The organism is Streptomyces himalayensis subsp. himalayensis, assembly GCF_013778455.1.
GTDB classification, from domain to species: domain Bacteria; phylum Actinomycetota; class Actinomycetes; order Streptomycetales; family Streptomycetaceae; genus Streptomyces; species Streptomyces himalayensis.
The window spans coordinates 332253-343611 of the sequence record NZ_JACEHE010000004.1; the positions used below are offsets into that span (position 1 = coordinate 332253).

Below are 11359 nucleotides of genomic sequence, written 5' to 3' on the forward strand. Positions count from 1 at the left end.
GGCCCGTTCCGCCGGCGAGGAGGAGCTCGTGACGCTCGAACCGCCATCGTCCAACCCTCCCGAGGGTCCGCCGCCCGGTCCGCTCGCGAGTCCCTCCGGGCCGAACCCGTCTCCGCCGCCGGCTCCGCCGGGCGGGCAGCCCAGCGGCGGAGGCCACGGCGGTTCGGGGAAGCCGGGCAAGGACTCGGGGAACCAAGGCCGTCCCAGGTGGAGGCCGTCGCGCAGGGTTTCGTTGATCGCCGTGGTGATCGCGGCCGTCGTGGCCCTTGCCGCTGTCCTGACCCTTCCCGGCGGCGGCTCGCAGAACCAGGGTGAGGTCTTCCTCCAGGCCGCAGGGACGACGGGCCCGGACCCGTTCACGGAGTCGACGGCGCGGGACAGCTCCCCACCGGCCTCGCCGCCCTCCCTGCCAAGCCCCACGGAGACGCCCGAGGCGACACGAGGCGTGGAAGGGTCCGCTCCCGGCCTCTACAGCGGGACGCGGAACGTCTCCAGCTGCGATGTGGAGGGGCAGATCGCCGCGCTCGACGAGGATCCGGAGAAGAAGAAGGCGTTCGCCTCGGTTCTCGGCATCGAGCCCTCCGCGGTGCCCGACCATCTCCGGTCGCTCACACCCGTACAGCTGCGGGTGGACACCCGCGTCACCAACCACAGCTACCGCGACGGCTCCGCGACCGGCTATCAGGCGGTCCTGCAGGCCGGTACGGCCGTCCTCGTCGACGACCGCGGTGTCCCGCGGGTGCGATGCGCCTGCGGAAACCCGCTGCTGCCGCCGGTCGCGCACAAGAGCGCACCCACAACGACCGGCGACTCCTGGCCCGCGTACCGGCCGTCGAACGTCGTGGTCGTGACACCCGCGCCCCAGCCGGTGGACGTGTTCGTCATGGTCGACCCGGACGAGGACGACTGGTTCTCGCGCCGACCGGGCGACACAGGCGCCCACGACCAGAAGACATCCCGGCCGACGAGTCCCACCATGCCGACTCCGCAGGCGACCGACTCCACTCCACCGGCCGAGGAACCGACGCCGACGACGGGCACGCCCTCCCCGAGCACGGACGCGTCGTCGCCGGACACCTCGTCTCCGGAGGCGCCGGAGTCCCCGGGGTCCGCGGAGTCCGCGGGCGAGTCCCCCGAGTCGCCGGGGGAGCCTCCTGAGTCGCCGGGCGAGTCCCCAGAGACGCCCAAGTCCCAGTCTCCTGAGCCCACTGAGTCCCCCGAATCGGCACGGTCGCCGGGCGAGTCGCCGCAGTCTCCTGACGAGGGTGAGTCGCCCAGTTCGCCGGCATCTCCCGAGTCGCCGGACTCGAGGGAGGCATCGGATCCGCCGTCGTACTCGGATGAGCCATCGGACTCGGATGAGCCATCGGATTCGCGGGAGTCCGGGAAGTCGCCACAGTCGCAGAGCTCGCCGGACGCGGGAGAGACGCCCGGGCCGACGCAGTCGCAGCAACCTCCGCAGCAATCGGGAGGGGTCCCAGGGTCATCGGCGTCCCCGGAGTCTCCGGACTCGCCGAAGACCCCGGGCTCATCGGACTCCGAGGGCGCGACGAACGCCGCACCCGACACTCCTGGTCAGCCCGCCTCGACCGTTCCCTGGGTGTCGAAACGGTCCGGGAACGACTCCGGACCTCCCCAGGAGTCGATCAGAGGGTAGACCCTGAAGTCGCATTTCACGCCGGACAAAGGGCGTTCAGGCGGCCCGGGGGACCGGACCAAGCATGTGACAGACCACCGGGGCGGCGGTGCCCCTTCAGCGCCGCCGTCGGATCGCGACGAAGATCAGCGCGGCCACCGCGGCCGCGGCCAGCACCGCGGCCACCGCGCGCTTGGCGACGGGCAGGCCCGCGGTCCGTACCAGGTCGATCGGCTCCGCCTCGACGGGAGCGGGGCGCTCAGCCACGGCGGCCTCGGTAGCCTCCGCAGCCGCCGGGGCCCCCGCACCCGCCACGGCCTCCGCGGCCGCCGCCGGAGGCGCCGTGAGCTGCTCCGACAGGCAGTCGGCGAACTGGCCGACGAGTTTCTCGCCCACCTCGGCCATGACGCCGCGCCCGAACTGAGCCGGCCGCCCGGTGATCGCTAGGTCGGTCCGTACCGAGACATGGGTGGCGCCGTCCTGCTCGGTCAGCGTGCCGGTGACGGTGGCCCTGGCCGTGCCCGGCCCGCGGGTCTCCCTGCCGCTGGCGCCCAGGACCAGTCGGTGCGCGCTCTCGTCCAGTTCTTCGAAGACGGCTGTACCCCGGTACGTGACCGTGATCGGGCCGACCTTCACCTTGACCGTGCCGGTGACGGTCTTGCCGTCGAACTCCTCCACCGTCGCGCCGGGCATGCAGGGCGCCACGCGCTCGATGTCCAGCAGCACCCGCCATGCCTCGTCGACCGCGACGGGGACGGTGAACTCGTGGTGCAACTCCATGCTGTCCTCCTGGCGTTCCTCGCTCGCTCGACGCGTTCCTCACCACTGCACTCACTGCAGCTCACTGCGGCTCACTGCGGCGCAGTGTCCGACTGCGGTGCCGTGTTCCGGGGATGGATCGCCCCGGCCGTCGCCGTCAGCGGAGTGCCGGTACCGCCCCAGCGCAGGGCGACGATCTCCGCAGCGACGGAGACGGCCACCTCCTCGGGCGTACGGGCCCCGAGGTCGAGGCCGACCGGCGACCTGAGCCGGTCCAGCTCCTCCTCGCTGACCCCCGCCTCCCGCAGCCGCTTCATACGGTCGTCGTGGGTGCGGCGGCTGCCCATCGCACCGATGTACGCCGCCGGTCGGCGCAGCGCCTCCTCCAGTAGCGGCACGTCGAACTTCGGGTCATGGGTGAGCACACAGATCACCGTGCGGTGGTCGGTGTCGGTGCCGCTCAGATAGCGGTGCGGCCACTCCACGACGACCTCGACGCCCTCGGGGAACCGCTTCGGCGTGGCGAACACCGGCCGGGCGTCGCACACCGTCACCCGGTAGCCGAGGAAGTCGCCGATGCGGGCCACCGCCGCCGCGTAGTCGATCGCGCCGAAGACCAGCATCCGCGGTGGTGGGGCGAAGGAGTGGAGGAACACCGTGACGGCGTCCTCCCGCCTCTCCCCGTGCGGGCCGTAGTGCCGCTGCCCGGTGGCGCCCTGCGCCAGCTCGCCCCGCGCGTCCGCGGTGACGGCCACGTCCAGTCCGGTCGAGCCCAGTGACCCGGACACCCGGTCCGGCCACACGGCCAGCGTGGCGCCGAGCGGCGCCGGGCCGTCGATGACCGTCGCCACGGTGACCGGCCGGCCCGCGGCGACCGACTCGGCGACATCACCGAACGAGGGGTCCGTTTCCGGCGACACGGACCGTACGAGCAGCGTGATCTCGCCGCCGCAGGTGAGGCCGACGGCGAACGCGTCGTCGTCGCTGTAGCCGAACGTCTCGAGTTGTGCCTCGCCGCTCTCCACGACCTCCTGGGCCAGCTCGAAGACGGCGCCCTCCACACAGCCGCCCGAGACGCTGCCCACGACCTCGTCACCCGGGCCCACCGCCATCGACGCCCCGGGATCGCGCGGTGCGCTGCGGCTGACCGCGACGACGGTGGCCAGCCCGAACGGCGACCCCTGCGCGTACCACTGGCTGAGCGCCGGAAGGATCTCACGCATAGTCCGCTCCTCTCACCACCGCCGCCAGACGCTCCAGCGCGGCCAGGCTGTGTCCCTCGACGAAAGCGTCCACGCTCGGCAGCGCCGCCGCCATACCGGCCGCCAGCGGTGCGTAACCGGGCCGGGCCTTCCGGGGATTGGCCCAGACGACCCGGTGCGCCAGCCGGTGCAGCCGCCGCATCTGGCCGGCCAGCAGCGCAGGGTCCCCGCGCTCCCAGCCGTCGGAGAGCACGACGACGACCGCGCCGCGCGCCATGCCGCGCTGCCCCCACCGGTCGAGGAAGCCGCGAAGCATCTCGCCGAGCCGGGTGCCGCCGCGCCAGTCCGGTACGGCGGCCGCGACCGCGTGCATCGCCATGTCGGGGTCCCGGTGGGCCAGTTCACGGGTGACCCGCGTCAGCCGGGTGCCGATCGTGAACACCTCCGTACGGGCGCGCTCCCGGGCCGGTGCGCCATGCGTGGCGGCGTGCGCGAACCGCAGCAACGCATCCGCGTACGGGGCCATCGAACCGCTGACGTCCACGAGCAGTACCACCCGGCGCGGCCGGTCCGCCCGGGCGTGGCGGCGCAGCCGGGCGGGTTCCCCGCCGCGGCGCAGCATTTCCCGTACGGTCCGGCGCGGGTCGACGGTTCCGCGCCGCGCCGGGCGGAGGCGTGCGGTGCGCCGCGGCTCGCCGTGGAGCGCGAACGCGGCCAGCAGCCGCCGCAACTGGTCGCGTTCGGCCGCCGTCAGCTCGGCCAGGTCGCGGTGGCGCAGCACCTCGGTGGAGCTCGCCAGCGCGGCCGCCGGAGGAGCGTCCTGCTCGGTGCGTGGCGCGGGAGCAGGCGAGGGGCCCGTGTCCCGTACGACCAGCCGCAGCCGTGGCGGGGGAGTGGGACGCGGGAGACGGCCCCGCGCGTCGGGCCCGGGGCCGAAGTACGCGCCGAAGACGCGGTCGTAGCGCTCCAGGTCGTCCCGGTTGCCGCACAGGGTGAGCCTCCCTGCCCAGTACACGTCGGAGCGCAGCCCCGGACGCAGGACATCCAGCGCGCCCAGGAACGCCTGGACACGGTCGGGCCCGGCGTCCACGCCGGCCGCACGCAGCGCGCGGGCGAACCCGACCAGTACCGCGGGGCCGTCGGCTGTCGTCGTCACCGTACTCACGCCCCGCGTGCCGCCAGGATGGCGGTCATGTCGAGCCCGCGGGCGCGCTCGGCGTCCTCGCGGTACTTGAGTACCGATCCGAGCGTGGCCACCGCCAGTTCCGCGTCCAGCTCGGTGGCGCCCAGCGCGTCCAGGGCCTCGGCCCAGTCGATGGTCTCGGCCACACCGGGCGGCTTGAGCAGGTCCTCCGCGCGCAGGGCCTGCACCAGGGCCGTCACCTGCTCGGCGAGCCGCAGTGTCACGCCGGGAAGTCGTCTGCGGACGATGGCCAGTTCGCGGGCGAATCCGGGATGGTCGAACCAGTGGTACAGACAGCGCCGCTTCAGCGCGTCGTGCACCTCCCGGGTCCGGTTCGAGGTGAGCACCACGACCGGCGGGGACTCGGCGTACAGTGTGCCGAGTTCGGGGATCGTGACCGAGTACTCCGACAGCAGCTCGAGGAGAAAGGCCTCGAACTCGTCGTCCGCCCGGTCCACCTCGTCGACGAGCAGCACCGACGGCTGTGTCTCCAGGGCCCGCAGCAGGGGCCGGGCCACCAGGAACCGCCGGTCGTAGAGTTCGCCTTCCAGCCGGTCGGCGTCCGTGATCCCGGCGGCCTCGGCGGCCCGCAGATGCAGCAGCTGCCGGGGGAAGTCCCAGTCGTACAGGGCCTGGGAGACGTCGATGCCCTCGTAGCACTGCAGCCGGATCAGCGGGGCGCCGAGTATCTGGGCGAGGGCGGACGCGAGCGAGGTCTTGCCCACGCCCGCGTCGCCCTCGCAGAAGATCGGCCGGTGCAGCTTCAGGGCCAGGAAGCAGGCGATGGCCAGCCCGTCGTCGACGAGATAACCGGTCTCCTCCAGCCGGGTCCGCACCTCGTCCGGACCGGTCGGCAGGCCCTCGCCGGCACCGCCTGCTGCTCGGCTCATCCGCATGTTCCGCTCATCGGCCCGTTCATCGGGGCGATCCGCTCATCCGTCCGATCGGCCCCTCACTCCATCCTGGCCGCGGCCAGGACCGCACGCCGCGTCAGAACTCGGGCGAGGTGCTCGCGGTACTCGGGCGACGCCGACACATCGGACGACGGGTGCGTGCCGTCCGCCGCGGCCTCGGCCGCCCGCGCCACCGGGTCCGGCTCGGCCGCGGCGCCCACCAGCGCCGCCTCCGTCGCCTCCGCACGCACCGGGGTCGTGCCCATGTTCGTCAGCCCGATACGGGACTCGGTGATACGGCCGTCGTCGCGCCGCACCATGGCCGCAACGCCGACGATCGCCCAGGACTGCGCGACCCGGTGGAACTTCTCGTAGTGGAAGCCCCAGCCGTCGGCCGCGGCCGTCTTCGGCAGGCGTACCTCCACCAGCAGTTCGTCCGGCTCCAGAGCGGTCTGGAGGTAGTCGGTGAAGAAGTCGCGCGCCGGAATGGTGCGCCGCCCCTGCGGACCAGCGGCGACCAGCTCGCCGTCGAGGGCCAGCACGACCGCGGGCAGATCGCTTGCGGGGTCGGCGTGAGCGAGTGAACCGCCCAGGGTGCCCCGGTGGCGTACGGCCGGATCGCCGACCTCGGCGGTCGCCTCGGCCAGCAGCCCGGCGTACTGCCGTACCAGCGGATCGTGGATGACGGCGTGGTGCGTGGTCATCGCGCCGATGACCAGCTTGTCGCCGTCCTCGCGTACGCCGCGCAGCTCCGGGATCCGGCCGATGTCGACGACGAGATCGGGGAAGGCGAGCCGCAGCCGCAGGATGGGCAGCAGGCTCTGGCCGCCGGCCAGGACTTTCGTCTCGCCCCGCGCGTCCGCGAGGGTGCGTACGGCCTCGTCGACCGTCTCCGGCCTCGCATAGTCGAATGCCGCGGGAATCATACCGTGGCCTCCTTCGCTGCCCGCGCCTGCCTGATGGCCTGCCAGACCCGCTGTGGAGCGCAGGGCATCGGCACGTCCGTGACGCCGAGCGGCCGCAGCGCGTCGACGATCGCGTTCACGACGGCCGGGGTCGAGGCGATGGTGCCCGCCTCGCCGACTCCCTTGACGCCGAGCGGGTTGGAGGCGGCCGGGGTCTCGGTCCGGTCGGTGACGAATTCGGGCAGGTCCGGGGCGCCGGGCACCAGGTAGTCCGCCATCGTGCCGGAGACCAGGTTGCCCTCCTCGTCGTACACCGCCTCCTCGTACAGCGCCTGCGCGATGCCCTGCGCCAGGCCGCCGTGCACCTGCCCCTCGACGATCATCGGGTTGATCACGCGGCCCACGTCGTCCACGCAGACGTAGGACCGGATCCGCACGTGCCCTGTCTCGGTGTCGACCTCGACCGCGCACAGGTGGGTGCCGTGCGGATACGAGAAGTTCTCCGGGTCGAGCAGATGCTCGGCGTTGATCGTCGGCTCCATGCCGTCCGGCAGGTCGTGCGACGAGAACGTCTCGAACGCGATCTCCTGGATGGTCTTGCGCGCCTCCGGGGAGCCCTTCACGGAGAAGACACCGTCCTTGAAGTCCAGGTCCCCTTCGCTGGCCTCCAGCAGATGTGCGGCCACCTTCCGGGCCTTGGCCACCACTTTCTTGGCCGCGTGATGCACCGCGGCGCCGCCGACCACCAGCGAGCGGGAGCCGTAGGTGTCCATGCCCTGCGGGGAGGTCAGCGTGTCGCCGTGCAGTACCTCGACGTCCTCGAAGGGCACCCCGAGCACGTCCGCGGCGATCTGGCTCCAGGAGGTGACATGCCCCTGCCCGTGCGGGCTGGTGCCGGTGACCACCTCGACCTTGCCGGTCGGCAGCATCCGGATGCTCGCCGCCTCCCAGCCGCCCGCCGCATAGCGCAGATCGCGCAGCACCCGGCTCGGCGCCAGACCGCACATCTCGGTGTACGTCGACACGCCGATGCCCAGCCGCACCGCGTCACCGCTCTCGTTGCGTTTCTGCTGCTCGGCACGCAGGTCGTCGTATCCGAAGCGGGCGAGGGCCTTCTCGGTGGCAGCCTCGTAGTTGCCGCTGTCGTAGGTGAGGCCCGCGATCGTCGTGTACGGGAACTCGTTGTGCTCGATCCAGTTGCGGCGGCGCAGCTCCACCGGGTCGAGGTCGAGTTCGGCCGCGAGCTCGTCCATGATCCGTTCGATGGCGAACGTCGCCTCGGGCCGGCCGGCGCCCCGGTAGGCATCGGTGGGCGTCTTGGTCGTGAAGACGCCGGTACAGGTGAAGGAGTACGCGTCCATCTTGTAGATCGCCGGGTACATGAACGCGCCCAGGATCGGGATCCCCGGCGTGACCAGCATCAGATACGCGCCCATGTCCGCCAGCAGGTCGACCTTCAGGCCGAGCAGCTTGCCCTCGCGGGTCGCGGCGACCTCGATGTCCTGGATCTGGGCGCGGCCGTGGTGCGTGGCCAGATAGCCCTCGGAGCGGGACTCGGTCCACTTCACGGGCCTGCCCAGCTTCCGGGCGACGGCCAGCGCCAGCGCCTCCTCGCCGTACACCTGCAGCTTGGAACCGAAACCGCCGCCTACGTCCGGCGCGATCACCCGCAGCTTGTGCTCGGGGACGCCGGTGACGACGGACAGCATGATGCGCAGGATGTGCGGGATCTGCGTGGCGGAGTAGAGGGTGTACTCGCCGGAGGCGGCCTGCGGGCTTACGACGACGGCACGGGGTTCCATGGCGTTGGGGATCAGCCGCTGGTGCGTGTAGCGGCGCTTCAGGACGACATCCGCCCGTGCCCTGACCTCGTCGTAGTTCAGCCCGGTGGCCAGGGGCCAGACGTAGCAGCGGTTGGTGCCCTTGTCGGAGTGGACCAGCGGGGCGTCGTCGGCGAGGGCGTCCTCCAGGTCGAGGACCGGGGGCAGCGGTGTGTAGTCGACCTCGACGGCCTCCAGGGCGTCGGCCGCCGCGTACCGGTCGCGTGCGACGACGACGGCCACCGGGTCACCGGCGTAGCGGACCTCGTCGACGGCGATCGGCGGGTGGTCGGGCAGGACGATGTCCTCGGTCACGGGCCAGGCGCAGGGGAGCGAGCCGAGCCCCTCGGCGAGATCGCGGCCGCTGAAGGCGGCGATGACTCCTGGGCGTTCCCGGGCGGGCGCGACATCGACGCGGTCGATCCGCGCGTGGGCCATCGGGCTGCGCAGGATCGCCATGTGGAGCAGTCCGGGCACCGTGATGTTGTCGGTCCAGTTGGTCTGTCCCGTGACGAGACGGGCGTCCTCCTTGCGGGGGCGGGCGCGGCCGACTTCGCGCTGGTCCACGCGGTCGGTGAGCTGGTCGGTCATACGGCCGCCTCCTTGACCGAGGTCTCCTGACCTTTCTCCTGACCTGAACCTGTGCCGTGCGCGGAGCCGTTGCCCGCGGCGGCGAGGACCGCGTTCACGATGTTCTGGTAGCCGGTGCACCGGCAGAGGTTGCCCTCCAGCCCGAGGCGCACCTCGTCGGCGGTCGGGTGGGGGTTCTCCTCGAGCAGATCCCGGGCAGCCATGATCATCCCGGGTGTGCAGAAGCCGCACTGCAGCGCGTGCTGCTCGTGGAACGCCTTCTGGAGCGGATGCCAGTCGCCGTCCGTGGCGAGGCCCTGGATCGTCGTGACGGCGCATCCGTCGGCCTGGACGGCAAGTACCGTGCAGCTCTTGACGCTCTCTCCGTCCAGGTCGACCGTGCACGCCCCGCAGTTGGTCGTGTCGCAGCCCACGGGGGTGCCGGTCAGGCCCAGCCGGTCGCGCAGATAGTGGACGAGGAGCAGCCGGGGTTCCACATCGTCCTCGTACGTCGTGCCGTCCACCTTCACCGAAATGCGGGTCATATGTGTCCTCCCAGAGGACCGGGCGAGGGGTATCAGCTGTCTGGACGTGATGTACGTCACTCTAGGACCGGCCCGTGGGGGGCGCGAGTGTTGCGGCAGGCATTTCCCCGGCGCCGGGGAGCGCAGTTGGGCCAAGCGGCGGCGGCTGACGCGGGGGCAGAAGAAGGGGCTCTGTGGTGTCGTGCGTGGCTGGGGGAGGGGGCCGGCGGGGCCTGTTGCGAGGGCATGATTGTCATGTACGGTGCACCCGCTCCCGCATGGCTCAACCACTCGTCGACCCCTCGGGTCTACGCGCGAAGACCCGAGACCCGCACCGCTCCTTCCCCCACCCCTCACGGAGGTATGCCGGATGCTCGGATCCAGAAGATCCCGCCACAGATTCTCTGTCACCGCGGTCCTGGTCGCCTGCGGACTGCTGTCCTGGGGCACGGCCGCGGGCACGGCAGGCGCCGCCCGGGCAGATACGGCGTCCACGCAGTCCGCCTCGGCTGCCGCGGCCATCCCCCACCGCGTCCTCTTCGACAACTCCAAGGCCGAGACCGCCGGCAACGCCGACTGGATCATCAGCACCAGCCAGCCCGACCCGCTCGCCCAGGACTCCACCCCCACGGCGGAGACCGACTGGACCGGTGCCCTCTCCTCCTGGGGCGTCGCCCTGCAGCAGACCGGCAACTACTCGCTCAAGACGCTGCCTTCGGGCAGCACCATCACCTACGGCACGTCCGCGGCGCTCGACCTGCAGAACTTCGACACCTTCGTGCTGCCCGAACCGAACGTCCTGCTCACCAGCGCCGAGAAGACAGCCGTGATGAACTTCGTGAAGAACGGCGGCGGGCTCTTCGTCATCCCGAACCACAGCGGCGCCGACCGCAACAACGACGGCTACGACGGCGTCGAGGTCGTCAACGACCTGATGAGCAACAACAGCGTCGACAGCACCAACCCCTTCGGCTTCACCGTCGACTCCCTCAGCATCAGCAGCGAGAACCCCAAGGCCATCACGGACACCGCCGACCCGGTGCTCAACGGATCCTTCGGCAAGGTCACCGGCAGCATCATCCGCAGCGGTACGACCGTCACCCTGAGCCCGTCCGCGAACTCCTCCGTCAAGGGCCTGGTCTACCGCCCCGGCTACTCGGGCAACACCGGCGCCTTCTTTGCGACGAGCACCTTCGGCAGCGGCCGTGTCGCGTTCTGGGGAGACAGCTCACCCATCGACGACGGCACCGGCCAGTCCGGCAACACGCTCTACGACGGCTGGAACGACACCGCCGGCACCAACGCCGAGCTCGCCCTCAACGCGACCGAGTGGCTGTCGGGGGGCGAGGGCGACGGCGGGGGCGGCGGCACCAGCTGCACGGCCCGTCAACTGCTCACCAACCCCGGTTTCGAGTCCGGCGCCACCTCCTGGTCCGCCACCAGCGGTGTCATCACCAACGACTCCGGCCAGGCCGCCCGCACCGGCTCGTACAAGGCCTGGCTCTCCGGATACGGCTCCGCGCACACCGACACCCTGTCCCAGTCGGTGACCATCCCGTCCGGCTGCTCGGCGGCCCTCAGCTTCTATCTGCACATCGACACGGCCGAGACCACGACCACCACGGCCTACGACACCCTGAAGGTCCAGGTACTCAACAGCAGCGGCACGGTCCTGTCCACCATGGCCACGTACTCCAACCTCAACGCCGCGACCGGCTACACCCGCCGGAGCTTCGACCTCAGCGCCTACGCCGGCCAGACGGTCACGCTGAAGTTCACCGGCACCGAAGGCTCCGTCCTGCAGACGTCCTTCGTCATCGACGACACGGCCCTCGACGTGAGCTGACAAGTCGTCACGCAGGTGGGG

General features: G+C 71.5%; 8 protein-coding genes and 1 pseudogene. 2 read left to right on the forward strand and 7 right to left on the reverse strand.

Going from position 1 to position 11359, the window contains the following annotated elements; genetic code table 11:
- Nucleotides 1-28: 28 nt before the first annotated feature.
- A pseudogene (locus H1D24_RS09755) lies at nt 29-1285 on the forward strand (DUF6777 domain-containing protein); the annotation flags it as partial.
- A gap of 468 nt (nt 1286-1753) precedes the next feature.
- On the opposite strand, the gene H1D24_RS09760 reads toward H1D24_RS09755, so the two are convergent.
- From H1D24_RS09760 to H1D24_RS09790, 7 genes are all read right to left on the reverse strand, one after another.
- A complete protein-coding gene (locus H1D24_RS09760; RefSeq protein ID WP_181657018.1) occupies nt 1754-2416 on the reverse strand; it encodes an SRPBCC family protein in 663 nt (220 codons plus the stop codon).
- 71 nt (nt 2417-2487) lie between these two features.
- Nucleotides 2488-3618, reverse strand: a complete 1131-nt coding sequence (locus H1D24_RS09765) for an XdhC family protein (RefSeq protein WP_181657019.1) — start codon at nt 3616-3618, stop codon at nt 2488-2490.
- On the reverse strand, nt 3611-4762 hold the full coding sequence (locus tag H1D24_RS09770; protein ID WP_181657020.1) for a vWA domain-containing protein: 1152 nt from the start codon (nt 4760-4762) through the stop codon (nt 3611-3613). Before H1D24_RS09770 ends, H1D24_RS09765 begins: the two co-directional genes overlap by 8 nt.
- A complete protein-coding gene (locus H1D24_RS09775) occupies nt 4759-5670 on the reverse strand; it encodes an AAA family ATPase (protein ID WP_220136543.1) in 912 nt (303 codons plus the stop codon). The genes H1D24_RS09770 and H1D24_RS09775 overlap by 4 nt, the downstream gene beginning before the upstream one ends.
- A 62-nt stretch (nt 5671-5732) precedes the next feature.
- A complete protein-coding gene (locus tag H1D24_RS09780; RefSeq protein ID WP_181657021.1) occupies nt 5733-6599 on the reverse strand; it encodes an FAD binding domain-containing protein in 867 nt (288 codons plus the stop codon).
- Nucleotides 6596-8989, reverse strand: coding sequence for a xanthine dehydrogenase family protein molybdopterin-binding subunit (locus H1D24_RS09785; protein WP_181657022.1), 2394 nt, complete (start codon nt 8987-8989; stop codon nt 6596-6598). The genes H1D24_RS09780 and H1D24_RS09785 overlap by 4 nt, the downstream gene beginning before the upstream one ends.
- Nucleotides 8986-9513 carry a (2Fe-2S)-binding protein gene (locus H1D24_RS09790; protein WP_181657023.1) on the reverse strand — a complete coding sequence of 176 codons (528 nt, stop codon included), beginning with the start codon at nt 9511-9513 and terminating at the stop codon, nt 8986-8988. Before H1D24_RS09790 ends, H1D24_RS09785 begins: the two co-directional genes overlap by 4 nt.
- A gap of 349 nt (nt 9514-9862) precedes the next feature.
- On the opposite strand from H1D24_RS09790, the gene H1D24_RS09795 reads away from it, so the two are divergent.
- Complete coding sequence (locus H1D24_RS09795) at nt 9863-11338, forward strand: immune inhibitor A (RefSeq protein ID WP_181657024.1); 1476 nt, start codon at nt 9863-9865, stop codon at nt 11336-11338.
- Nucleotides 11339-11359 lie beyond the last annotated feature (21 nt).